This is a genomic window from Tritonibacter horizontis, from assembly GCF_001518015.1.
Classification (GTDB): domain Bacteria; phylum Pseudomonadota; class Alphaproteobacteria; order Rhodobacterales; family Rhodobacteraceae; genus Epibacterium; species Epibacterium horizontis.
Genome location: NZ_LPUY01000075.1, coordinates 98,486 through 121,763 on the forward strand (window position 1 = coordinate 98,486; position 23,278 = coordinate 121,763).

Annotated in this window: 20 protein-coding genes; 13 read left to right on the forward strand and 7 right to left on the reverse strand. The window is 60.5% G+C overall.

What is annotated here, in order from left to right:
* Nucleotides 1-46: 46 nt before the first annotated feature.
* The 3 genes from TRIHO_RS13640 to TRIHO_RS13650 all read right to left on the reverse strand — a co-directional run bounded on the left by TRIHO_RS13640 (nt 47) and on the right by TRIHO_RS13650 (nt 3,224).
* Nucleotides 47-1,321 (reverse strand): Wzz/FepE/Etk N-terminal domain-containing protein, encoded by a 1,275-nt coding sequence (locus tag TRIHO_RS13640; RefSeq protein ID WP_068244673.1) that lies wholly within the window; start codon nt 1,319-1,321, stop codon nt 47-49.
* Between the two features lie 28 nt (nt 1,322-1,349).
* Entirely contained in the window at nt 1,350-2,360 is a 1,011-nt protein-coding gene (locus TRIHO_RS13645) for a CpsD/CapB family tyrosine-protein kinase (protein WP_232367788.1), read from the reverse strand.
* A 150-nt stretch (nt 2,361-2,510) separates the two neighbouring features.
* Nucleotides 2,511-3,224: a sugar transferase gene (locus tag TRIHO_RS13650; RefSeq protein ID WP_068244680.1), complete on the reverse strand. Its 714-nt coding sequence runs from the start codon at nt 3,222-3,224 to the stop codon at nt 2,511-2,513.
* Nucleotides 3,225-3,718: 494 nt separating this feature from the next.
* Here TRIHO_RS13650 and TRIHO_RS13655 point away from each other — a divergent pair, with 494 nt between their 5' ends.
* Entirely contained in the window at nt 3,719-4,543 is an 825-nt protein-coding gene (locus TRIHO_RS13655; RefSeq protein ID WP_068244811.1) for a 2-dehydro-3-deoxygalactonokinase, read from the forward strand.
* Here TRIHO_RS13655 and TRIHO_RS13660 read toward each other — a convergent pair.
* Complete coding sequence (locus TRIHO_RS13660; protein ID WP_068244683.1) at nt 4,527-5,339, reverse strand: TIGR03084 family metal-binding protein; 813 nt, start codon at nt 5,337-5,339, stop codon at nt 4,527-4,529. The genes TRIHO_RS13655 and TRIHO_RS13660 overlap by 17 nt on opposite strands.
* A gap of 327 nt (nt 5,340-5,666) precedes the next feature.
* Between TRIHO_RS13660 and TRIHO_RS13665 the strand changes: the two genes are divergently transcribed.
* On the forward strand, nt 5,667-6,734 hold the full coding sequence (locus tag TRIHO_RS13665; RefSeq protein WP_068244686.1) for a hypothetical protein: 1,068 nt from the start codon (nt 5,667-5,669) through the stop codon (nt 6,732-6,734).
* A 117-nt stretch (nt 6,735-6,851) separates the two neighbouring features.
* Here TRIHO_RS13665 and TRIHO_RS13670 read toward each other — a convergent pair whose 3' ends face one another.
* A complete protein-coding gene (locus TRIHO_RS13670; RefSeq protein ID WP_068244687.1) occupies nt 6,852-7,973 on the reverse strand; it encodes a THUMP domain-containing class I SAM-dependent RNA methyltransferase in 1,122 nt (373 codons plus the stop codon).
* A 274-nt stretch (nt 7,974-8,247) separates the two neighbouring features.
* On the opposite strand from TRIHO_RS13670, the gene TRIHO_RS13675 reads away from it, so the two are divergent.
* The 9 genes from TRIHO_RS13675 (at nt 8,248) to TRIHO_RS13715 (ending at nt 17,004) form a co-directional block, all read left to right on the forward strand.
* A complete protein-coding gene (locus tag TRIHO_RS13675) occupies nt 8,248-9,981 on the forward strand; it encodes an ABC transporter substrate-binding protein (protein WP_068244688.1) in 1,734 nt (577 codons plus the stop codon).
* Between the two features lie 191 nt (nt 9,982-10,172).
* The gene (locus TRIHO_RS13680; protein ID WP_068244692.1) at nt 10,173-11,249 is read left to right on the forward strand and encodes an ABC transporter ATP-binding protein; all 1,077 of its coding nucleotides are present in this window, start codon (nt 10,173-10,175) and stop codon (nt 11,247-11,249) included.
* A gap of 9 nt (nt 11,250-11,258) precedes the next feature.
* Nucleotides 11,259-12,344 (forward strand): ABC transporter ATP-binding protein, encoded by a 1,086-nt coding sequence (locus TRIHO_RS13685; protein ID WP_068244695.1) that lies wholly within the window; start codon nt 11,259-11,261, stop codon nt 12,342-12,344.
* A gap of 4 nt (nt 12,345-12,348) precedes the next feature.
* A complete protein-coding gene (locus TRIHO_RS13690) occupies nt 12,349-13,212 on the forward strand; it encodes a carbohydrate ABC transporter permease (protein ID WP_068244697.1) in 864 nt (287 codons plus the stop codon).
* A gap of 12 nt (nt 13,213-13,224) precedes the next feature.
* Entirely contained in the window at nt 13,225-14,022 is a 798-nt protein-coding gene (locus TRIHO_RS13695; RefSeq protein ID WP_068244700.1) for a carbohydrate ABC transporter permease, read from the forward strand.
* Nucleotides 14,023-14,024: 2 nt separating this feature from the next.
* On the forward strand, nt 14,025-14,303 hold the full coding sequence (locus tag TRIHO_RS13700; RefSeq protein WP_068244702.1) for a DUF2160 domain-containing protein: 279 nt from the start codon (nt 14,025-14,027) through the stop codon (nt 14,301-14,303).
* Nucleotides 14,304-14,660: 357 nt separating this feature from the next.
* A complete protein-coding gene (locus TRIHO_RS13705; protein ID WP_068244705.1) occupies nt 14,661-15,056 on the forward strand; it encodes a BlaI/MecI/CopY family transcriptional regulator in 396 nt (131 codons plus the stop codon).
* Nucleotides 15,046-16,185, forward strand: coding sequence for a M56 family metallopeptidase (locus TRIHO_RS13710; protein ID WP_068244708.1), 1,140 nt, complete (start codon nt 15,046-15,048; stop codon nt 16,183-16,185). The genes TRIHO_RS13705 and TRIHO_RS13710 overlap by 11 nt, the downstream gene beginning before the upstream one ends.
* Nucleotides 16,186-16,317: 132 nt before the next feature.
* Nucleotides 16,318-17,004 (forward strand): GntR family transcriptional regulator, encoded by a 687-nt coding sequence (locus TRIHO_RS13715; RefSeq protein ID WP_068244711.1) that lies wholly within the window; start codon nt 16,318-16,320, stop codon nt 17,002-17,004.
* Here TRIHO_RS13715 and TRIHO_RS13720 read toward each other — a convergent pair.
* Nucleotides 17,001-17,939, reverse strand: coding sequence for a carbohydrate kinase family protein (locus TRIHO_RS13720; RefSeq protein ID WP_068244814.1), 939 nt, complete (start codon nt 17,937-17,939; stop codon nt 17,001-17,003). The two genes, TRIHO_RS13715 and TRIHO_RS13720, sit on opposite strands and share 4 nt — an antisense overlap.
* Nucleotides 17,940-18,137: 198 nt before the next feature.
* The gene (locus tag TRIHO_RS13725; RefSeq protein ID WP_165595916.1) at nt 18,138-20,183 is read right to left on the reverse strand and encodes a methyl-accepting chemotaxis protein; all 2,046 of its coding nucleotides are present in this window, start codon (nt 20,181-20,183) and stop codon (nt 18,138-18,140) included.
* A 376-nt stretch (nt 20,184-20,559) separates the two neighbouring features.
* Between TRIHO_RS13725 and TRIHO_RS13730 the strand changes: the two genes are divergently transcribed.
* Both TRIHO_RS13730 and cydB read left to right on the forward strand, forming a co-directional pair.
* The gene (locus TRIHO_RS13730; RefSeq protein WP_068244716.1) at nt 20,560-21,972 is read left to right on the forward strand and encodes a cytochrome ubiquinol oxidase subunit I; all 1,413 of its coding nucleotides are present in this window, start codon (nt 20,560-20,562) and stop codon (nt 21,970-21,972) included.
* A gap of 10 nt (nt 21,973-21,982) precedes the next feature.
* Entirely contained in the window at nt 21,983-22,987 is a 1,005-nt protein-coding gene (gene cydB, locus TRIHO_RS13735) for a cytochrome d ubiquinol oxidase subunit II (protein WP_068244719.1), read from the forward strand.
* Nucleotides 22,988-23,278 lie beyond the last annotated feature (291 nt).

Genomic DNA, 23,278 nt, shown 5'->3' on the forward strand with positions numbered 1-23,278 from the left:
GGACCGACGCCCGGATCGCAAATGCCGGGGCCAGAAGCAGCCTAGCCTAGGCCCTGGCAGAGCCGGTCCCGGCAGCTTTGTCCCGCCGCAACATCCGGCGCAGCAGGCCCGGTCTGCGGGTGTCCAGAACCGGGATTGTCACAACCGGAATAAGCCCGGTTTCCCGGTTCATCTGCGCGCTGGAGCGCAGCGCGGGCGTTTTCAGATCCAACAGGAAGGCCGCAATAATCGCCAGAGCCACGCTGATCATCCCCCCCTTGATCGCCGTGGATTTGCGCCCGCTGCCAACGGCATAGTCCGGCAATGGCGCAGGTTCGATCACGGTGAGCCGTTCGCCCTGACGGGCCGTTTCCAGACGAAAACCGACTTCGGCATCGGCCCGGCGGGCGATGATCATCTGCAATTCAGTCTGCATCTGGTCCATTTTGCGCTCATAGCTCGACAATTGCCGATCCACGTCGGGGGTCAGTTCCAACGATGCCTCAAGCGCGTCGCGACGGTCCTCCAGCAGCTGGCGTTGCGCGGCCAGAGCCTCTCGCTGCGCGTCATATTCTTCCCGCACCCGGCGGGCATATGCCTCGCGTTGCGTCGCCGCCGCCTCTTCTGCAAGCGAGCGCAGTTCAATCTCTTCACGCGCCAGCCCCAGCAGGCTTTCGTTGATGGCGGTGATTTCGGATCCACGCATCTGGATGGCACCGGGCAGGGTCACCGCGTTGTCATGCCGAAAATTGGCGATCTCTTCTTCAAGTGCCGCGATTTCCTTGGCCAGTGCGGCTTCCTTTTCGGTGAAGAACATCAATGTCTCACGCGCCTGGTCAATCCGGGTGGCAACACTCAGTTCGATTGTGCGCCGTGAGAATTCCCTGGCAACAGCCTGCGCCTCTTCGGGGCTCGGCATCCGAGCGGTGATGGTCAGAACGGACATTGACCCATCATCGGTGTAGCCTTCGCGGGCAGCGGCGGTGCCATCGATGGTAATGGAATTGCGCATGATCGGCACGATCTGAGACCCCAGAAGATCGGGCCGGTCCGCAAACAGACCCAGCTGTTCGACAACCTCCAAAATCGTGCCACGCGCCATCAGCCGTTGCTGGATCAGCTGCATCCGCCGCGCAGAAGACCCGTCCACGGTGGATTTTGCCAGCTCGCCGGCGATTTTCGGCCGGCTGATCTGGATGACTTCAGAGCTGGAATAGGTCTGCGTCTGGTTGATCGCATACCAAAGCGATGCCAGACCGCCGAGGACGCTGATCGCGACAATGACCCAGAACCGACGCCGGATCATGTCCAGAAAATCTGCGAGCGAGTAAATCGAACCCATTTGACCGTTTCCATTTCCTCTGCGGCGCTCAATGCGCAGTTGCAAACCCATCGCCCGCTCGGGCCCGGTTCAAGACGACACCCAGCAGTTGGGTGTGACCGGCCAGCATGGCTTCGCAGGCCTTGAGGTGACGCGCGGTGGTCTGGCTGCCGTCTGAAACCAGCAGCACGCCATCCACCTGCGGCAGAAAGGCTGCGAGATCATCCGTTTCCAGGACCGGCGGCAGATCGAACAGGGCCACATCTGCGCGGGTGCGCTGTATCACATTGTCGATGCTGGCCGCGGACCGCATCTCGTGCAGGATTTCCGAGGCATTGTAGCATGGGGTATTGTTCAGCCCCAGCGCAAGCCCGTCCGAGGCCGCAACCAGATGATCTTCGACACGGACCTCGCCGCGCAGCAACCCATGCATGTCACCATTGTAGAGCGCTGCCCGTTCCAGACCCATCGCGCGGGCAATGCCGGGGTTGCGAAGGTTGAGATCCATCAGCACGGTCCGGTTGCCGGGCACCCGTGCCAGGCTGAGCGCAAGGTTGGCTGCGGTAAAGCTGGCGCCGCACCCCGACGTGGGGCTGCAAATCGCGACCCGTTTCCAGCCATGGTCCCGCAGGGTGCGCAGCAGTCGTGTGCGCAGCAGGTCAAACGAACGCGCTGTCGGTGACGACCGAAAGAAATCGACCAGCGGCAAGCGGGTGCGACGCGCGTTCAGATCAGCAAGTTCGACACGGCGCATCACATGCCAGGGGTCCGGCAGCCGCGCGGGCAAGGCGGGCATCGGCTCGACGTCCCAGAATGTCGACGACTTGATTTGGCTGCTCTCAGAACCTGTTGCTGTCTCAAAGCCGGTGCCGCTGTCGTCCAGGCCGACCAGAGGGGGCTGTGATTTCAGCCGTTCAGGCCTGCGCGACGATGCCGAAGACCCCGCGCCTGCCTGCCCTGACGAAGGTTCCGTCGCGGTCGGGCGCGGCTGCACCGCGTCCTGTGCGGCGGGCAATTGCCCTTTCCGCCGCCGGAACTTTCTGAACCGTTCTTCAGCCATTCGTGCCTTACCACCTTCAACCAAATCTAGTGCCGCCCTGCCGCTATGGCTATCGTGATCAAGATAATCTTTCACCCAACACCTCCGGCATTTCGCCGCTTTTTCGTTGCACCCTGCGCCACTGCCGCAACCCGGTCGCGCTCTGGCTCGTCAGTAGCCGGTGCTGCGCAGCACCACAGACACCGTTTTGACCAAGATCCTCAGATCGCCCAGCAGGGTCACGTTCCAACAATAGGATTTGTCGATATCCGCGCGACGAAAAAAGCTTGTCTCGTTGCGGCCACCGACCTGCCAGGGACCGGTCAGGCCCGGGCGCAGGGCGAAATATCCTTCGCTTTTTCCATAAATCTCCAGCTGGCTGACCATGATGGGCCGGGCGCCAACAAGGCTCATCTGACCGGCCAGCACATTCAAGAGCTGCGGCAGCTCATCCAGCGAGGAGGCTCGCAACAACCGCCCGATCGGGGTTGTCCGGGGATCGAACTTCAGCTTCTGGGTTTCGTCCCATTCCTTGCGCAGAGCCGGATCCGCCGCCAGATATTTGTCCAGCAGTTGATCCGCATCCAGCACCATGGTGCGCAGTTTCAGCATGTTGAAGATGCGGCCGCCCTGCCCGACCCGTTTCTGACTGTAGAACGGTCGGCCGCTTTCCATCCACAGCGCCAGCGCAAACAAACCAATAAGCGGCAGCACCACCGGCAGGCTCAGAAGGACCAGAACAACATCCAGAAAACGTTTGCCGACACGCTGGTAGAAGCTGCGGTTCGGGTTTGGACGTGCCTCGAGGTAGGTCGCGCCCAACTCACGTTCGGCAAGCCGCCCGGTGCCGGCAACAGCGACAGACCCACGCTCAACTCTATTCATCTTCAAATCCCCACACGGTATTTCAACACCACCAAAGCCCCGAATTCGGGGAGACGCTCAAGCCAGTTCAATACGACCTGTTTCGTCACAAACTCCGTCACCATAGTTGTGAGGGCGTCCTCTTCCCGGCAGCGGCTCGGAGGGACGGATGTGCCCCCGAACACTTGTCCCAATAGTAGCGTATTTAAGAAAAAATGAATGTATTTCTAACCAAATGGTTACCAACCTGCCCCATTCGGGATAGAAGATGAAAGAACCGGAGACAATGCGCCGCTGCGTACGGCATTGTTCCGAATCCCTAGCACAAACGCTGCTCCGAACCCATTCAAGAATCAGATAGCAGCGGTGTCGCAGACGGATATGTTGCATTCGGTTCGGATGGCCACGCCCGGTTTCCGTTGCCCCAATCCGGTCCGGAGGCAGCTGCCAGATTGAGTTCCAGACAAATACCATGCATCAAAGAGGATCCGTTTTCCTTGGAGGAGGCCTGGATCATGACCCCGAACACCGACGCCTGGATTGCCTATGATCCGCACCACCGGCCGCAGCGCGCCTGGCGGATGGCCGGCAGCGCACCGCAGAGTGCCGCGCTCCGGGTTGACAATGTCGCCGCCGCGCAGGCTCTGGGGCCGGGCGATGCCCTATGGTCCACCGATGCGGGCCAGCAAGCCGCAGTTCCGGTCCCGGCAAAACCTTCTGAACTGCCGGTCCTGACCCAGTCAGATGGTGCCGAAAACATCTTTTCCATGGCAGATCTGGAGCAAGCCCGCCCCTTTGGCCGCCTGGCCGGTGCCGCCTTTCGGATCGAGGGCTTTCTCAGTCTGAACAAGGATTGGGACGGGGTGATCTGCCTGCCGGGCTTTCACGCCACCCATTGGGCGCAGATCAGCGCCGACGAGGTGGTCAGCTTTCTCAGCTTTTCGACCCTGGCGCTGGTCGAAGCGCTGTGTCCTGTCGAAACGGAGGCGGCCACTGTTGATGAGAGCGCATTGACCGCGACGCTGGCCGATGTGCTGTCAACGCCCGAAACTCTGGCGCTGCGCATGGCCGAAACCAAGGCGCGCTGGTCTGTCGGCACATTGTCAGACGACAGTGCCGCCGGTCAGATCTGGGGCGCGGCGCTGGCGGCGGAATTGGCCGCCTCGCGCAGCTATTGGCTGGGCCAGAACCTCGCGTTGATCTCGCCTGCTGCGCTTGCCCGCCCCTATCGCGCCGCCTTGGCAAGCCAGTATGTGCCGGTGACAGAAGCCGACGAGAGCCGGATGACGCTGCATGGTTTGTCGCGCGCGCGGGCGCGCTGGATCAAGGCCCGGTCCTGACCGAGGCCCGATATCGACTACCGGCGACAGGTGGCGCGACGGCCGGACCGGCGAAACATTGCGCCTGCTGCATCCAGCGCCGGGCCGTCCCTGCGGTTGCCTGCAGGTCCGTGTCGGCCAGATTTCGAACCTGGGTCACGACCTGGGCGAATGCCACCGCACTTCCGTCGATCCGATTGTCCTGTTGCGGCGCATTCCAGGTCCAGATCGCGCCAGAGGGGGCTGTCAGCGAAACGTAAGGGGCCGGTTCGGGCACCGGCTGCCCCCTGACCTGAAAGCTCCATCCGAAAGTGGCAACCCCGAGATGGGCAATATTGCGCAAACGGTCCGTGTCCCGACGTGTTTGTCCCAGCAGGTCGAAAATCTCCTGCCCATGGGCCCAGGTTTCCATCTGGCGCGCCGTTATTGCGCTGAGCGCGCTCATCTCTGGCCCCACCCATTTGACGCGCGCCTTGGGGTTGGCCCCCTGATAGGCATCCGCCAGACGCCTCGCCCCGATCTGCCATTCCGCAAAGAGAGCCGCGCCGCTCAGCCCGTCCAGCCAGGGGAACTGCATCGCCAGAATGCTGCCCCCGGCGGCCAGCGCGGCCTGTGCCCCGCTCATCATCCGATCAAAACGGTCCGGTCCAGCCAGGGCCGCTTCGGCTGCCGCGTTGAAGAAATGCAGATGCCCAAGCACATCATTGACAGTCCAGCCATTGAATTGGGTCGGCGCAGCGAAAACCTGCTCTGGCTGGTGCGCCAGCAGCGCGGCAAGCGCCTGACATTCGTCACGGAAATCCTGGGCCTGTTGCATGGGTGTCCTCTCCTGTGGCGCGGCTCTGGCGTGGCGGCGTCCTGCCCAAGCTTCCGCCAAGCCGCGAATCCTTGCAAGCATGGCGCTGTTTCCTGTCGGATTTCCGACGCAACGGAAACAATTCCAGAAAGTCCGCAAAACTGTTCGCGCCCAGGTCCGTAAAAACGACAAATTTGTATATAAATTAAGAAAAAAGTAAGGCTCCCGGATGCGCCTATCTATGCTGATCCTATGCGGACGGCCTGTGTTCTTTGGGTTCAACGGAACCACGGCACGCCAGAGGTCCGCCTGTTGCGTTTGGAAAAAGTAATAAGGGGATGAGTGGCCATGACTTGGGCTTCTTTTGGCTGGGGCGGATCATCGTGGGGTAAATCCTACAGTTTTGGCGGCAAATCGGATTTTGGCGGCAAATTTAGCAGCTGGACTCACAAGGGCTGGACCTACGACTCCTGGTCCGGGTGCTCGGGTAAATCCAAATCCTGGTTTGACAAGGACGATGATCAGGACAAGGACGACGACAAACACGGTTGGGATTTCAACTGGGGTCGCGGCAAGCACAAGGATGACGACGATCGCGATGATCGCGGCAAGGATTGTGACGACGAGGACGACGACGACCGCGGCGGCCGTGGTGGCCATGGCAAGAAATGGTGGGACCGCGATGACGATGACGACCGTGGCGGTCGCGGCAAGAAGTGGTGGGACCGGGACGACGACGACAAAGACGACCGCGACGACAAAGGCTGCGGACGCGACGAAGAGGACGACGACAAAGACGAGGACGACGAAAAGCCGGACACCGGCGAAGAAGACGGCAAGATTACCGTCGACTTCACGCTGGGCGACAGCCAGCAGGTGACCATGGAAGTCAGCCAGACGGCCGAGGGATCGCTGTTTTTCAAGCTGGCCCCGACCTCCTGGGACAGCGAAGTGACCGACATCGACGGCATCTTCATGAACCTGAGCGACGACAGCACGGCAGAGGGGCTGCATATCTACCCCGAGGCCAATGACGACGCCAATGCGATCCCGCTGACAGGCAAGGAAATCGACCCCAACGGCGCCAACTCGCTCTCGGATGGGACAACCCTGTCAGAGACGTTTGATATCGGCCTGCAATTTGGTCAGGTCGATGACAGCTCTGAAGGATTGGTTCAGTCTCTCAACTTTACGCTCTGGTCGGACAACGGCCCGCTGACCCTTGAGGACGTTGACCTGAGCCGCATTGCACTGGTCACCGGGCTCGACAATGACGCCCCGGAGGTGATCGTCGGCGGCCTGCCCGATGCGGCGGGTGCCACACTGGACGACGTGCTGAGCCTGATGACACAGGACGTGCCCGAAGAGGACGAGGAAGAGCCTTCCGTCGAAGAAGACATGCTTGAAATGGCATAAGCTGCTGCTAAGGCGCTGACCGGACCGACTTGAAAAAAGGGGCGCATATGGCGCCCCTTTTTGTTGGTCTGCTCTTGGTGGTGATCAGGTCTTGCGCGTTGCAGAGATGCGCAACGATCAGGGCAGAGCCGCGGTCTGGAACAGGCGCACTTTCAGCCCACCATGGGCAATGGGTGCGCCGAGTGGCAGAAACGGCAGCGCCGTGGCGCGGGCCAATTGCGTATCGCTGGTGACGATCCCCACCCGCCACCCGGAAAACCGCCGCCGCAGCGTATCGCCCAGCGCGCCGTAGACAGCAAACAGCTGTTTTTTATTGCCGATCCGGGCGCCATACGGCGGGTTGACCATCACCAGTCCCGGCGGCCCCTCCGGCCGCTGCAGGTCGCTGACTGACGCGTGGGAGAACCGGCAAATGTCCGACACGCTCGCGCGTTCGGCATTCTGGGCCGCCATCTCGATCACGCCAGCATTCCGATCCGATCCGTAAAACAGCTGCGTGACCGCGCGGGGTGCTGGAATAGCCGCGTGGAGGCCGGCCCAGGCGGCCTCGTCAAAGGTCGCAAGCGTCTGAAAGGCAAAATTCCGGCTGCGGCCAGCGGCCAGGCCGCGCGCCATTTCCGCCGCCTCGATCACGAAGGTCCCAGACCCGCACATCGGGTCCAGAACCGGCTCCTGACCATCATAGCCGCAAGAGTGCAACAACAAGGCCGCAAGCGTTTCGCGCATCGGCGCCTTGCCGACGGCCGCCTTGTGGCCGCGCTTGTGCAGACCCTCACCCGACGTATCGACGCTGAAAATGCAGGTATTGTCGTCGATACGGACCTTGATGGTCACCTCCGCCTCTGGCGAGATCGGCGCACCCAGCTCTTCGGTGATCGCGCGCTCGATCCGTTCGGCGGCGGCCCCGGCGTGGTAGATCTTGGATTTCTTGTTGGTGACAACTTCGACCTTGACCGGCACATCCGGCCGCAGGGTGTCGCCCCAGGGAAACTTGCGCGCCCGCTTGTCGAGCTGGGCAAGATGGAAGGCCCGGAAAGAGCCGATCCGCGCCAGAACCCGCGTCGCGCCACGGAGATGGAGATTGGCCCGCCAGACGTCCGGCCAGCCCCCGTCAAAGCTGACGCCACCGGGCACCTGGCGCGCAGCGGTGAAACCCAAGGCCTGCGCTTCCTGGCAAAGGACGGTTTCCAGGCCCGGCGTCGCGATGAGGAAGATTTCAAAAGGGGATTGATCGGTCATACTGGCTCTCATAGCTGGAAACGTCTGGCACCGGTATCCCCAAAAGCAGCGCGATATATGTCAGGCTTGCAGACATAATTGACGCAATGCAGCATGAGAGGGCCAAGATCTTTCGATAGATGCCCCTACGTCCACCCCGCACTAATAATATTTACTTTCATACACTTACCAGATTACTAAAAAATTAGTTTGACAACCAGACGAGCGATGTGGAACCTCATGCGCAGTTGGATGGCAAACCGTTCGACCTTACAGACCAATAGGGAGGAGAAAGATGCGTAAGTATCTTTTGTCCGCAGTTGCAGCTGGCGCTGTGATCGCGGCAACAGGGGCGTATGCCGATGAGGTAGCGGCCCAGAAATGGATTGACGAGGAGTTTCAGCCCTCGGTCCTGACCAAGGACGAACAGCTGGCCGAGATGCAATGGTTCATCAAGGCGGCCGAGCCCTATGCGGGCATGGAGATCAACGTGCTCTCCGAAGGCATCCCGACCCATTCCTACGAATCCGAGGTTCTGACCAAGGCCTTCGAGGAAATCACCGGCATCAAGGTGAACCACCAGATCCTGGGCGAAGGCGAGGTCGTTCAGGCCGTGCAGACCCAGATGCAGACCAAACGGAACCTCTATGACGCCTATGTCAACGATTCCGACCTGATCGGCACCCACTCGCGCCTGCAGCTCGCCTACAACCTGACCGACATGATGGCAGGCGATTTCAAGGATGTGACCAACCCCGGTCTCGACCTTGATGATTTCATGGGGACCCAGTTCACCACCGGGCCCGATGGCGATCTGTATCAGCTGCCGGATCAGCAGTTCGCGAACCTCTACTGGTTCCGCAAGGACTGGTTTGACCGCGAAGACCTGCAAGCCGCCTTCAAGGAAAAATACGGCTATGATCTGGGCGTTCCGGTCAACTGGTCGGCCTATGAGGACATCGCCGAATTCTTCTCCGAAGACGTGAAGGAAATTGACGGCACCACCATCTACGGTCACATGGATTACGGCAAACGCGCGCCGGATCTTGGCTGGCGGATGACCGACGCCTGGCTCTCCATGGCCGGTGCCGGCTCCAAAGGTGAGCCGAACGGCGTTCCCATCGATGAATGGGGCATCCGGATGGAAGAAGGCTCCTGCAACCCGGCCGGTGCAAGCGTCACCCGTGGTGGGGCTGCCAATGGTCCGGCTGCGGTCTATGCGATCCGCAAGTGGGACGAATGGCTGCGCAAATATGCACCTCCCGGTGCTGCGTCCTATGACTTCTACCAGTCGCTGCCCGCGCTGGCACAGGGCAACGTGGCCCAGCAGATCTTCTGGTACACCGCCTTTACCGCCGACATGGTGAAGCCGAAGTCCGAAGGCAACAACACCGTCGACGACAGCGGCACGCCGCTGTGGCGGATGGCGCCATCGCCGCATGGCCCCTACTGGGAAGAAGGCCAGAAAGTTGGCTATCAGGACGTGGGCTCCTGGACGTTCCTCAACTCCACCCCGCTGGACCGGGCGCAGGCCGCGTGGCTCTATGCTCAGTTCGTGGTGTCGAAAACCGTGGACGTGAAGAAATCCCATGTTGGACTGACCTTCATCCGCGACAGCTCCGTCAACCACGAAAGCTTCTCTGAACGTTCGGAGAAACTGGGCGGGCTGGTCGAGTTCTATCGCTCTCCGGATCGGACAGCCTGGTCGCCGACCGGCATCAACGTGCCTGACTACCCGAAGCTGGCCCAGATCTGGTGGCAGCAGATCGGTGACGTCAACTCCGGCGCCTTCACCCCGCAGGAAGCGATGGACCGTCTGGCCTCTGAAATGGACATCACCATGGGTCGGATGCAGCGCGCCGACGAACAGGCGAATGTCTATGGCGGCTGTGGTCCGCGTCTGAACGAAGAAAAAGACGCGGAGTGGTGGTTCGCCAATGGCGGTGCCAAACCGAAGCTGGAGAACGAGAAACCCGCAGGCCAAACCGTCAACTATGACGAGCTGGTCGCCCGCTGGGCATCGAACTGATCTCCCCGGGGATTGCTCCCTGACGTGCCGGGCCTGACCTTCAGGCCCGGCTCCATCTACCCCGGCCGGTCTGCCCGGCAGAGTGTGGGCCTTGCGGCCGGGGTTCTTCCTTCGACACCACGATTGCCCGATGCGCCGCGACCATTCCGTTGGAAAACGAACCGCGCAGGGCCGGAAAGTTCCAAACCACCATGGCACTCGAACTCAGATCCGTGACCAAACGCGTGGGCGGCGTTCTCCATATCAAGGAGACCTCCCTGACGCTTGAAACCGGTCACTTCAACGTCCTTCTGGGCGCCACCGGGTCGGGAAAGACCTCTCTTATCAAACTGATGGCCGGCCTTGACCCGATTGCCTCAGGCGCGCTTCTGATGGACGGTCAAGACGTGACACGCCTCAGCACGCAAAAGCGCAACATCAGCCTCGTGCATCAGTTTTTCATCAACTATCCGCATATGACCGTCTACGACAACATCGCCTCGCCGCTGAAGGTCGCAGGCATGGCCAAGTCGGAACTGGACGACCGGGTGCAGGACGCCGCAAAGATCATGCAGCTGACACCAATGCTGCACCGTCGCCCGCATGAATTGTCCGGGGGGCAACAGCAGCGGACGGCTCTGGCCCGCGCGATTGCCAAGGAAAGCCGCGCGGTGTTTCTGGACGAACCGCTCGCAAACCTGGACTACAAGCTGCGCGAAGAATTGCGGGACCAGCTGCCTGACCTGTTCGCCGGGCGCGGCGCCGTGGTGGTCTATGCGACCTCCGAACCCGAAGAAGCCCTGCTGCTGGGCGGCAAGACCGCCTTGATGCAGAACGGGCGGGTGACGCAATTCGGCCCCACCGCCGATATTTATCGCAACCCGGAAAACGTCGCAGCGGCACGGGTGTTCTCTGACCCGCCGATCAACACCGCGACCATCACCAAACAGGGCCACGAGGCCCGTCTGGGCACAGATGTCAGCTGGACGCTTGAAGGCGCCGCGGCAGGACTGGCAGATGGCAACTACACCATCGCGATCCGCCCCCACCATGTGGTGCCGGTGGCAAAGGCCGCCGGTCTGGTCAAGCTCAACGGGCGCGTGCAGGTGACCGAACTCTCCGGCTCTGAAAGCTCCGCGCATTTTGATCTCTCACAGAGTGGAGCGGCCAGCTCCTGGGTGTCGCTCAGCCATGGGGTACACCCCTACAAGGTCGGCGAACTGCATGATTTTTATATGGATCCTCGGGCGGCCTATGTCTTTGCCCCTGATGGCTCCCGCGTGGCGTGAGGCGATAAAATGGCCAAGATTACACTGTCCAAGCTGCGGCACAGCTACATGTCAAACCCCAAATCCGACAGTGATTATGCGCTGAAGGAAATCGACCTGGATTGGAACGATGGCGGCGCCTATGCATTGCTCGGCCCATCCGGCTGCGGCAAATCCACCCTGTTGAACATCATCTCCGGCCTTCTTGTGCCCTCTGAAGGTCAGATCCTGTTTGACGGCAAGGACGTCACCCGCCTGCCCCCCGATCAGCGCAACATCGCGCAGGTGTTCCAGTTTCCGGTGATCTACGACACCATGACCGTCTACGATAACCTCGCCTTTCCGCTGCGCAATCGCGGCCGCGACGAGGCCACGGTAGAACGGCGCGTCATGGCCATTGCCGAAATGCTCGAAGTCACCGGCATGCTGAACCAGAAAGCCGCCGGCCTGTCGCCGGACAACAAACAGAAGATCTCCATGGGGCGCGGCCTCGTGCGCGAAGACGTGAATGTGGTGATGTTCGACGAACCGCTGACCGTGATCGACCCGCATCTGAAGTGGAAGCTGCGCTCGAAGCTGAAGGAACTGCACCAGCGGGTGAAGGCGACGATGATCTACGTCACCCACGACCAGACGGAGGCGCTGACGTTCGCCGATCAGGTGGTTGTGATGCAGCAGGGCGAGGTGGTTCAGATCGGCACGCCGGTCGAACTGTTCGACCGCCCCGCGCATACGTTTGTCGGCCATTTCATCGGCTCGCCGGGGATGAACATCCTGCCCTGTACCTATGATGGCACCGCCGATGACATGGCCCGCATCGAAGGCCAGCCCGTCCCGCTGGAGGGCCCGGCCAGATCTGCGCCCACAGGCAAGACCGAAATCGGCATTCGCCCGGAATTTGTCACGCTCGCGGGCAGCGGCCTGCCTGCGACGGTCATCAAAGTCTCTGACGTGGGCCGCCACACGGTGGTGGAATGCGACTGCCTTGGCCACAAGGTCAACGCGGTGATCGACGAAGGCACGACGCTGCAAAAGGGCGATGCCACCCACCTCTCCTTCCGCAAGGACCAGACCCGTCTCTATGTGGACGGCTGGCTTGCCACAGACCCGGAGTGACAACATGAAAACCGAAAATCAAAAAGCCTGGTTCTTCGTGCTGCCGGTACTTCTGCTGGTGGCCTTCAACGCCCTGATCCCGATGATGACAGTTGTCAACTATTCGGTGCAGGAGACCTTTGGCGACAATGTCTTCTTCTGGCAGGGGCTGGACTGGTTCCAGCAGATCCTGCGATCAGACCGCTTTCACGCAGCACTGGGACGGCAGTTCCTGTTCACCTTCCTGATCCTGATCATCGAGGTGCCGCTGGGCATCGCCATCGCGCTGTCGATGCCACGCCAGGGCATCTGGGTGCCGGTCTGCCTGGTACTGATGGCCTTGCCGATGCTGATCCCCTGGAACGTGGTCGGGGCCATGTGGAACATCTTCACCCTGCCCGACATCGGCCTTCTCGGGTATACGCTGAACCACGTGCTTGGCCTCAACTACGATATGACCCAAGATCCGATTGCGGCCTGGGTGACCATTGTCACGATGGATGTCTGGCACTGGACATCGCTGGTGGTCCTGTTGTCCTACGCCGGTCTGGTCTCGATCCCCGACGCCTACTATCAGGCAGCCAAGATCGACGGGGCCTCCAACTGGTCGGTGTTCCGTTATATCCAGTTGCCAAAGATGAAAACCGTGCTGACCATCGCGATCCTGCTGCGGTTCATGGACAGTTTCAACATCTATACCGAGCCTTTCGTGCTGACCGGCGGTGGTCCGGGCAACTCCACCACGCTGTTGTCGATCGACCTGGTGAAAATCGCACTGGGGCAGTTCGACCTCGGCCCCGCCGCCGCCATGTCGCTCATCTATTTCGCAATCACGCTTCTGGTCAGCTGGCTGTTCTACACGCTGATGACCAAAGACGATCAGAATTAAGGGAGGGACCCGATGCAAAAACGTTCCATCGTCCCCATCGTCTATATCCTCTTCCTCATGCTGCCGATCTACTGGCTGGTGGCGATGAGCTTCAAGACAACAAACGAAATCCTTTCCGGCTTTTCTCTGTTTCCACAGACGTTTACGCTGGAAAATTACAAGGTGATCTTTACCGATCCGACCTGGTACTGGGGCTATATCAACTCGATCCTTTACGTGTCGATCAACACGGTGATCTCCGTCTGCGTGGCGCTACCGGCGGCCTATGCCTTCTCGCGCTATCGTTTCCTTGGGGACAAGCAGCTGTTCTTCTGGCTGCTCACCAACCGGATGGCGCCGGCGGCGGTCTTTGCCCTGCCCTTCTTCCAGCTCTATTCCGCTGTTGGGCTCTTTGACACGCATCTCGCGGTGGCGATGGCCCATTGCCTGTTCAACATCCCTCTGGCGGTCTGGATCCTCGAAGGTTTCATGGGAGGCGTGCCCAAAGAGCTGGACGAAACCGCCTATGTGGACGGCTATTCCTTCCCACGCTTTTTTGTGTCGATCTTCCTGCCCGCCATCAAGGCCGGTGTCGGCGTGGCCGCGTTCTTCTGCTTCATGTTCTCATGGGTCGAATTGCTCCTGGCCAAGACCCTGACCGCAGTCGAGGCCAAACCCATCGCCGCCACGATGACCAAAACCGCCTCTTCGGCCGGTTATGAACTGGGCCTGCTGGCGGCAGCAGGAACCCTGACCATCATCCCGGGCGCGATCGTGATCTATTTCGTCCGCAACTACATCGCGAAAGGTTTCGCGATGGGGAGGGTTTGATCATGCTGAGCTGGATGGCCTGGACCTGGCCCACCGCCCTTGTCTTCATCGGCATCTTCTCTGCCATCGGCGTGTTGATTTTCTTGGAAATCCGCACCCCCGGAGGCGATGCCCGCAAAGGGATCCTCGGACTGACCACCACCCGGGGCGACCGCTTGTTCATCACGCTTCTGGGCACCTCCTATATATTTCTGGCCTGGCTGGGGCTGGTGGGAATGCCGCTCTGGATTCCGCTGGGACTGGCCATCGCCTGGGGCGGTTTCAGCTTCTGGAAAGTGTGAGCGAGGCCCGCGGGTCAAGGGGGCCGCATGGCCCCGCCCTAAGGGCGGCTTGCCCTTGACGCGCATCCCTTCACACACTGGAAAACGGCTCTGAGGGCAAATTGGCCCCTCAGAGCCATCTCAGCAAAAGCAGTCGGATCTGCGCCCATCTCGGCGCTCACGGAAAAAACGTCGCCTCCCGCCCAGCAGAATAAACGCGCGCGGTCGCGCACAATGTGACAACCCTGCCCATCCCGGACGCACCTTCTAAAAAAATAGTTTTCGCCGGGATCAAAATCCCCTACCATCGCGACTGATCCCTTGAAGATCACCGCGGCTTCTCCCCCGGTCGCGGCCCGAACAGCAAAGCTTGGACATATGCGCAAGAAACAGGACCACTCCCTTCTGACCGAAGTCGAACTCGAATTCATGACAGTGGTCTGGGATCTGGGTCAGGGATCTGTGCGTGACATCCTCGCCGAACTGAACAAAGTCCAAGAGCGGGCTTATACGTCGGTTGCTACCGTGCTCAAGATCATGGAGCAAAAGGGCTTTTTGACCAGCGAACGGATTGACCGGTCGTTTGTCTACCGTCCTGCCATTCCAAAGGCCGACTATCAGAAAACATCGCTCAAGAACTTGTCGAGCAAACTTTTCAATGGTGCACCCGCTGCCCTGGTGGCGCGGCTCGTCGATGACGAGGACATCACAGACGACATGCTCGAAGAAATGCGTGCCCTTCTCAATGAAAGGCTGGGGGACAATGAAAGCTGATGCTCTTCTGAATGCATATATCGATTTGAACCTTCTGGTTCTGGCCGGGGCAGCGCTCTGGTTCGCGGCCCGCATCGGGTTCCGGCGAACCTCGCTGGCCACGTCATATGGTCCCCAGCTGAAACTGCTGAACGGGATGACTGTTCTGCTGGCCGTCACGCCGGTCCTGGTCGTGCTCGCCAATCTGAGCGGCATCGGCCATCCCCCGACGCTGTCCGACATGTTGGTTTCGCAATATCTGCAAGGCAATGTGAATATGTCTGCCGCGCAGTTCGAGGCCATGATCGGCCTGCGAGAGGATCTGGTGCGCGATCTCAGCGCAGGGCGGGCTCTTTGGAGCCAGGTGGTCGCCCTGCTGTTGGTCAGCGGCGCCGCAATCTCGGCCGTATTGCTGGCCTATGCCATCCTGCGCCTGCATCTCGCCCTGTCCTCCGCCTATGTCTGGAAACGGATCGGCCGGGTGGAACTGCGGCTCAGCGATACGACGGCTGTGGCATATTCCACCCGTGGACTGTTCCGGCTCTATATCGTCCTGCCCACCGCGCTGCTGAACGACCCCCGTGACCTGCGTTTGACCCTGGCGCATGAACTGCAGCATTTCCGCCAAAAAGACGTGGAAACCGCCTTTCTGATGGAGTGCCTGCGGCCGCTTTTGTTCTGGAACCCCGCCTATTACCTGTGGCGGCGCGACATTCGCGCGATGCGGGAATTTGCCTGTGATCAGGCCTTGGGCGCCCGCCACCGCTTTGATCTGCGCGCCTACTGCGAATGCCTGATCCGCGCCTCGGAACGGGCCCGCCAGACGCCGATTTTCCTGAGCCCGCGCAGCCCTTCCGTTGCGCTGCTGGAACGACGCGAAATTCACAATGCCCCGATCCTCGCACGGCGCATCATCGCGGTCACCGAGAAACGCCCGGATGGCCAGCAGGCCGCGCTTTGGGCGGCCATCGCGGCAAGCATCGCCTGCGCCGTTGTTGGCACCGCCTTTCTGATCCAGCGCCCTGGAGACTGGAGCCACGATCGCATCATGCTGTCCACCATCGTCAATCTGGAACGCATGGCGCACAGGAATTCGACCACCACTGCGGTTTCGGCCCTGGCAGGTGGCTTTGTCACCTCCTCCCGCTAAACGCTGGACCGGGCGCGCTGTCTGACCGGACTGGACGCAACAGTCCTGTCGGATTCGCGTCGCCGGTTCGCAAACGCTTTGCTCCCGCGCGTCTTCCTCGATATGAACCATTGGTGCGAGGAGTCCCCAGATATGAAACTGCAGCCCATCGACATCTCAAAAACCGCTTCGGCCGCGTCGATTGTCTTCGACGCCCTGCGCAAAGCGATTGTCGAAGGGGAGCTGGAAGAAGGGGCGCCGCTGCGCCAGGATGAAATCGCGCGGCTTTTCAACACCAGCCGCATTCCCGTAAGGGAGGCGATTTCCCGGCTTGAAGAAAAGGGGTTGGTTACCTCGCAACGGTTCAAAGGCGCGGTTGTCGCCGGCCTGGACATCGAAGAGTTGCGTGAAATTTTCGAGTATCGCGCCCTGATCGAACCCGAGGTGATCCGCCGCGCCGTGCCGCGTATGACGACAGATACGTTGGACGAGGCCAAGACCTTCTTTCACAAATTACACACCGCCAGCGATCCGGTGTCCTGGGGCGACCTGAACCGTGCGTTTCACGAGCGTCTCTATCGTGCGTCCGGGCTTCCCTATCACGAAGCCGCCATCGACAAGGCAATGGACCGGGTTGATCGCTATCTGCGCGCGGCGCTTATCCGGTCCGGCAACGTGAACAAATCCAACGCCGAACATCTGGCGATCTGGCAGGCCTGCGCCGATGGCGACGCGGACCTGGCCGCGGACCTGACCAGAAATCACATCATGCAGTCCTGCACCGGGCTGATGCAGAACATGACCGATCAGAGCGCAGGCCCGGCGCGCCCCGCACCCTAGCGCGCAGCGCCCAGTTCGTTGGCCCAGGGCGGATTTGCTCCGGCACGCGAAACGGTGACCGCGGCGGCCGCCGCGCCATAGGACAACGCGTCTTGCATCGTTTCGGCCGTGACGCTGCGCAGGCCGGATTTGGTCAGCACGCCCAGCGCATCCAGCTTGGCCAGAACACCAGCGTTGAACGTATCGCCGGCCCCGACCGTGTCGACCACGGTTGTGGGACGGGCGGGAACCGAAACCTGAACGCCGCCAGGCAGGATGGCAGTCGCCCCTTCGGCACCGCGCGTGACCAGGACAATCGCCGGTCCATCCGCCTGCAACGCGGCTGCCTGGGCTTCCAGACCGTCCTGGTTTGGCTTAATCCAAGCCAGATCCTCGTCCGAAACCTTGGCAATATCCGCCTGCGCCAGCATCGACATCAACCTGTCGCGGTACCGGGCCACATCAGGTGCGAACCCGGGGCGGATGTTGGGGTCGATCATGACAGCGCGCTGAGGGCCCGCCTGCGCCAAAAGGGACGCATAGGTCTCTGCACAAGGCTCACACGCGAGGCTGATCCCGCCAAAGAACAGGGCCGTGACCTGCGCGTCAACCGCTGGCAGCATGTCCGGGGCGAGCATCCGCCCGGCGGTGTTCTCATCATAAAACGCGTATGTCGCATGGCCGTTTTCCAGCGTCACGAACGCCAGCGTCGTCGGCCGGGCAGAGCGCAAAAGATACTTTCGGCCCACGCCGCTCTTTTCAAGAGACGCCTCCAGCTGCCGTCCGAACAGGTCCGTTGAAACACCGCTCAGGAGGGACACCTCGCGCCCCAACCGCCCCAGAGCGATCGCGGTATTAAACACAGCCCCGCCAGAATGCGGAACAAAAGCCGCCTCCCCGTTTGCGGTTTCATTGGGGATCATGTCGATCAGCGCTTCGCCGCAACATAGGATCATGGCGTTATCCTGCCCTTCGTTTTGCATCGTGCCCGCATGCCGGGCCTGGGTCGCAAGGGCATTTTATCGCCCTCACGATGCGGGCGCTAACATTTTTCAACTTCTCTGACAAATTATTCCGACACCCGCCTCCGCAATGGCCAACCTCCGGAAGGCCCGACCATTGCCGGGGCGGGACATCCGGACCGCGATCACCTCTCAGGCGGCGCGGACGGCGGCACTCCCAGCCTGTGCTGTGCCGTGCAGTCGAAAATCCGCCACAAGCCCCGCCAAATCGCTCGCATGGGCGGCAATACCGCCAGAGGCCATGCGGGTCGTTTCCGCAACCGCGGTATTCTGGCTTGCAAGGCTGTTGAGAACTCCCATCGCTTCGCTCAGGCTATGCAGGGCCGAGATCTGCGCCTCGGATGTGCGCGAAATCCGTGTCAGGACATCGTCGACATTGGTTATCTCTTCAGAAATTTCACCCAACGCATGACCCGTCCGATCCACAAGAGACACGCCATCTTCGACCTGGCGTCCGCTTTCCTCAATCAACACCTTGATTTCCAGCGCGGCGGCACTGGACCGCTGTGCCAGGGCCCGCACTTCTGAAGCGACGACAGCAAACCCCCGTCCGGCCTCGCCTGCGCGCGCCGCTTCGACGCCGGCATTCAGCGCCAGTAGATTGGTCTGAAAAGAGATGTCATCAATCAGGGAAATGATATTGGCAATTTTCTCCGAGGACTCTTTGATCCGGCCCATCGCACTGACGGCTTCGCGCACCACTTTCGCAGAGCCGTTGGCGCGCTCGCGAGCGTTGCCTGCCATCCCTGCAGCGGAGCGGACATCCTGGCCGAATTCGTCGAACTCTTCGGCCAGACGTTCAACCCGTCCGGTTGTCTCCTGAATGGTGCTGACTTGTTCTGTTGTGCGTCCCGCCAGGTCCAACGCCGACGATTTCATGTCCGCGGAGGAACGATCCAGGTCCTCAACCGTGCGGGCGATCAAGGCGAGGACCCCGCGCAGACGCTCAGAGGCCGAATTGAAATCGCTGCGGATTTTATCGTATTCGGGGTCGAGCGGGTCGTCGAAATGGCAGGTCAGATCCGCCTCGGCCAGGGCTGCCAAACCTTCGGTCACCAAATCGACCACCCTCCCGTGTTTGGCATTCAGCAGGGCTTCATCGCTTTCTTTCAACTCTTCCGCGGCGCGTCGCATGGCGAGCGTTTCCTGTTTGAACGTGTAAATCACCCGGGCCATGCGGCTGATCTCGTCGCGGCCTTCTATGCCTTTGATGAACAGGTCAAATTGACCTTTTGCAAAGCCGTCAACAACCTTGGTCAACCGATTGATGCGGAAAATCATCCACTCGAAGGTCCCGATCGCGAAGAGCGTGACAGCAACCGAAGCGATAATCCCAATTGCCAGAAGTTCACGGTAGGTCTGTTTCACATCCGCCAGAACTTCGACCTTCAAAGCCTCAATATCGGCCCCCAACGACAGCTCGCGTTGCCGCAGGAGATTGATCCAGTCGCTTGAAATTTTGAACCATTCAGGAGCCGTCAGCCCTCCGAAGTCACCGGTTTCGTAGCCTGCAATTATGCGCTGCCGTGCCGCAGATATCGCCTGATACTCCGGTTCGCTTTCCAGCGAGGCCTTCCAGCCCGGGCCGTCAATCAGGTTCGTGGCCTCAATCAGCAGCGCCTGTTGCCCGCCTCCGAGCGATACAAACCGGTCGTGCACCGCAAGGCTGAACCCGCCCCCCAGCCCGGTCGCCCCCATGGCACGCTCCAGCCCGGCACGCTCTTTCGCCCCGCCCACCATCGTTCGCGCCAGGAGCAATGCCCGCTGCAACGTCAAGGCATCAGCAGCGCGTTTTGCCTCCGCGACCTCAGACACGAATTCCGGACGCGCCAAATCCAGCAACATGTTGATCGTGCCAGTATAGAACGCGGCCATTTGCGGCACGGTGAGGTCAAACGCATCAACGGAAACACGGATATCTGACAGTTGCTGCAGCCGCGCCTGCGTTGCCTCGTAGAGCTGTACATCCCGCCCACGAAGCATCTCTGCATTGGCCTGGACATGGCCCAATGCCGTCTCTGTATCACGTCGCTGCAGGTCCAGTTCCGCCGGAAAATTCTTCCCCGCGGAGGCAATGAAGCCCGCCGAATAGCCGCGTTCTTTCTGCAATTCATGGACGAGAGAATTCAAAATATTGGCCCCCGCAATGGTTGCGGTGGCGCTTTCTGTTGCGATCACGCTCTCCCGTTGAGTTTCAAGTTCACGCGAAACGAAAAAAGCGGCCAAAGCCAACAATGGCCCGATCACAAGACACATAACGATCCGAAGACGCATTTGATAACCCAACATGCTGCTTGACCAGCTCCACGTTCCTTCTGAAGAGTTAAGAAACGATAGGCCCAGCGTGACGTGCCCGATAAATCTCAGGCTCACCGCAGGGACATTCGGACAAAGACCGGGTTTCGCCCAAAAACAGAGCAAATGACCTGCTATACCAGGCATTGCGGGCGACCGATTGTCGCGCGACACGCACGCGCAGCCCGGGTTTGATACATTGCTTTTAAATTCTCTTGAGATAGCTCTGGGGGAGTAAAACGACCTCAGGAGACATGCGATGCTGGATGGAACCACGGCAGAAACCCTCGCCCGGATTCAATTCGCCTTTACGGTTTCCTTTCACATCATCTTTCCCGCGTTTTCTATCGGTCTGGCCAGTTTTCTGGCGGTGCTCAATGCGCTTTGGCTGCGTCACCGCGATCCGACGTATCTTGCGCTCTTCAACTATTGGAAAAAGATCTTTGCCGTCGCCTTTGGCATGGGGGTCGTTTCCGGCATTGTCATGTCCTACCAGTTTGGCACCAATTGGTCGGTCTTTTCCGACAAAGCCGGACCTGTCATTGGCCCCTTGATGGCCTATGAGGTGCTTTCGGCCTTTTTCCTCGAAGCCGGCTTTCTTGGCATCATGCTGTTTGGCCGCGACCGCGTGGGCGACAGGCTCCATATGTTTGCGACAGCCATGGTGGCCTTTGGCACGCTGATGTCTGCGACCTGGATTCTCAGCGTCAACAGCTGGATGCACACCCCTGCAGGCTACGCCATCGCCAGCAATGGCCAGTTCATCCCCGAGGATTGGTGGCAGATCGTTTTCAACCCCTCGTTTCCGTTCCGCCTTGTGCATATGGTGTTGGCTGCATTCCTCACCACCGCCTTTGTGGTCGCCGCCGTGGGGGCGTTGCACCTGCTGCGTGATCGCAGCGATAAAGAAGCGCGGCGGATGTTCTCCATGGCGATGTGGATGGCGTTGATCGTCACGCCGATCCAGATCTTTGCCGGCGACGCGCATGGGCTCAACACGCTGGAGCATCAGCCGGTCAAAGTCATGGCCATGGAAGGTCACTATGACAGCTACCCGGATGGTGCGCCGCTGATCCTGTTTGGCATTCCCAACCCGGCAGAAAAGCGCGTCGACTATGCCATCGAGATACCCAAGCTGTCCTCCCTGATCCTGAAACACGATCTGAACGCACCGCTCGATGGGCTGGACACCGTGCCGGACGCGGACGAGCCACCGGTCGCCATTGTCTTCTTCAGCTTTCGCGTGATGGTCGGTCTTGGCTTTGCGATGCTGGCCGTCGGGCTCTGGAGCGGTGTCGCGCGGCTGCGTCGCCAGCTTTATGACAGTCTCTGGCTTCACCGGATCTGTCTGGCGATGGGGCCCTCGGGTTTCATTGCGGTGCTTGCCGGCTGGATCACCACCGAGGTCGGTCGCCAGCCCTATACGGTCTATGGCCTGCTGCGCACATCGGACAGCCTCGCCCCGGTCGAGGCACCGGCTGTCGCGGCCTCGCTCGTCGCTTTTGTGCTGGTGTACTTCGCCGTCTTTGGGGCCGGAACGGCGTATATTCTGGCAATGATGAACAAACGGCCGGCCACACCGCGGCTTGGCCTGCGCGATGCTCCGGTACCGGCTGTGGGCGTCGTGCCGCCACGCATACTCGAAGCCAACAACGACACCCCCAGGACCTGAGGACATGGCAATGGAATTCGATCTTGCATTCATCTGGGCGGGTCTGATCGCCTTTTCGGTGCTGACTTACGTGATCCTCGATGGCTTTGACCTGGGACTGGGCATCCTGTTTCCCTTTGCCAAATCGAACCAGGAAAGAGACCTGATGATGAACTCGGTTGCGCCGGTTTGGGATGGCAACGAGACCTGGCTGGTGCTGGGTGGCGGCGGGCTGTTCGCAGTGTTTCCGCTGGCCTATGCGGTAATCATGCCGGCCCTCTATGTTCCGATCACCGTGATGCTGCTGGCGCTGGTCTTTCGCGGCGTGTCCTTTGAATACCGCTGGCGTGCGCAAAGGTACAAATGGGTGTGGGATTTCACCTTTTTTGGCGGCTCGCTGCTGGCCGCCTTGTGTCAGGGGATCGCCCTTGGCGCCCTGGTGCAGGGGATCGAAGTCGAGGGGCGCGCCTATGCGGGCGGTTGGTTCGACTGGCTCAGCCCCTTCTCGCTGCTGACGGGGGGCGCGGTGGCCGTTGGCTATGCCCTGCTCGGGGCGTGTTGGTTGATCATGAAGACCGAAGACGACATTCACCACCATATGAGGCGCCTTGCCAAACCCCTTGCGATCGCCACGCTGGCCCTGATTGGCGTTGTCAGCCTGTGGACCCCCTTCCTCGACCCGGTCTATTTCTCGCGCTGGTTCAATCTGCCCGGAAGCCTTTGGACATTCTGCGTCCCGGCGATGATGGCGGCCTTGATATGGGCCTTGTTTTCCGGTCTGTCAGGCCCGTCCGATCGCCAGCCGTTTTTTGCCGCGCTGGGGATATTTGTCGTCAGTTTCATTGGCCTTGGCATCAGTTTTTACCCCATGATGGTGCCCCCCTCGCTGACCATCTGGGCCGTCGCGGCACCGGACAAAAGCCTCGGCTTTGCCCTGGTCGGGGCCATCGTGCTGATACCGTTGATCCTGGCCTATACAGCCTATGCCTATTGGGTATTTCGCGGCAAACTCGACCCCGACAACGGCTACCACTGATGCGCCGCTGGCTTTGGTTCATCGGCCTTTGGTGTGTCAGCGTGGCGCTTCTTGCACTGGTCGCATTCGGGCTTCGCTTGCTGCTGATCCCCTAGGGCGCTGCCGTGCTGCCGCCAGCGTAAAGTTACCATCATTCTCGCCGCGCTGAACCCGCGTCAGCTTGCAATTTGGCCCGAAATCTGGCCCGCTCGGCTGAGGGAAGTTCTTTCGTTCGCCAAACCGCTCCAGCCGCGCAAGTGACGTTGCGGCAGCCGTTCGTGCACTAACAGCTTCTTCCATCAGCGAAAAACT

Excerpts from the sequence above, each read along its gene's own strand:
- TRIHO_RS13715 (WP_068244711.1), top strand. The coding sequence starts at position 16,318 with ATGAAACTGCAGCCCATCGACATCTCAAAAACCGCTTCGGCCGCGTCG.
- TRIHO_RS13680 (WP_068244692.1), top strand. The coding sequence starts at position 10,173 with ATGGCACTCGAACTCAGATCCGTGACCAAACGCGTGGGCGGCGTTCTC.
- TRIHO_RS13655 (WP_068244811.1), top strand. The coding sequence starts at position 3,719 with ATGACCCCGAACACCGACGCCTGGATTGCCTATGATCCGCACCACCGG.
- TRIHO_RS13720 (WP_068244814.1), bottom strand. The coding sequence starts at position 17,939 with ATGATCCTATGTTGCGGCGAAGCGCTGATCGACATGATCCCCAATGAA.
- TRIHO_RS13650 (WP_068244680.1), bottom strand. The coding sequence starts at position 3,224 with ATGAATAGAGTTGAGCGTGGGTCTGTCGCTGTTGCCGGCACCGGGCGG.
- TRIHO_RS13675 (WP_068244688.1), top strand. The coding sequence starts at position 8,248 with ATGCGTAAGTATCTTTTGTCCGCAGTTGCAGCTGGCGCTGTGATCGCG.
- TRIHO_RS13690 (WP_068244697.1), top strand. The coding sequence starts at position 12,349 with ATGAAAACCGAAAATCAAAAAGCCTGGTTCTTCGTGCTGCCGGTACTT.
- TRIHO_RS13710 (WP_068244708.1), top strand. The coding sequence starts at position 15,046 with ATGAAAGCTGATGCTCTTCTGAATGCATATATCGATTTGAACCTTCTG.
- TRIHO_RS13705 (WP_068244705.1), top strand. The coding sequence starts at position 14,661 with ATGCGCAAGAAACAGGACCACTCCCTTCTGACCGAAGTCGAACTCGAA.
- TRIHO_RS13670 (WP_068244687.1), bottom strand. The coding sequence starts at position 7,973 with ATGACCGATCAATCCCCTTTTGAAATCTTCCTCATCGCGACGCCGGGC.
- TRIHO_RS13645 (WP_232367788.1), bottom strand. The coding sequence starts at position 2,360 with ATGGCTGAAGAACGGTTCAGAAAGTTCCGGCGGCGGAAAGGGCAATTG.
- TRIHO_RS13685 (WP_068244695.1), top strand. The coding sequence starts at position 11,259 with ATGGCCAAGATTACACTGTCCAAGCTGCGGCACAGCTACATGTCAAAC.
- TRIHO_RS13695 (WP_068244700.1), top strand. The coding sequence starts at position 13,225 with ATGCAAAAACGTTCCATCGTCCCCATCGTCTATATCCTCTTCCTCATG.
- cydB (WP_068244719.1), top strand. The coding sequence starts at position 21,983 with ATGGAATTCGATCTTGCATTCATCTGGGCGGGTCTGATCGCCTTTTCG.
- TRIHO_RS13660 (WP_068244683.1), bottom strand. The coding sequence starts at position 5,339 with ATGCAACAGGCCCAGGATTTCCGTGACGAATGTCAGGCGCTTGCCGCG.
- TRIHO_RS13700 (WP_068244702.1), top strand. The coding sequence starts at position 14,025 with ATGCTGAGCTGGATGGCCTGGACCTGGCCCACCGCCCTTGTCTTCATC.
- TRIHO_RS13730 (WP_068244716.1), top strand. The coding sequence starts at position 20,560 with ATGCTGGATGGAACCACGGCAGAAACCCTCGCCCGGATTCAATTCGCC.
- TRIHO_RS13640 (WP_068244673.1), bottom strand. The coding sequence starts at position 1,321 with ATGGGTTCGATTTACTCGCTCGCAGATTTTCTGGACATGATCCGGCGT.
- TRIHO_RS13665 (WP_068244686.1), top strand. The coding sequence starts at position 5,667 with ATGACTTGGGCTTCTTTTGGCTGGGGCGGATCATCGTGGGGTAAATCC.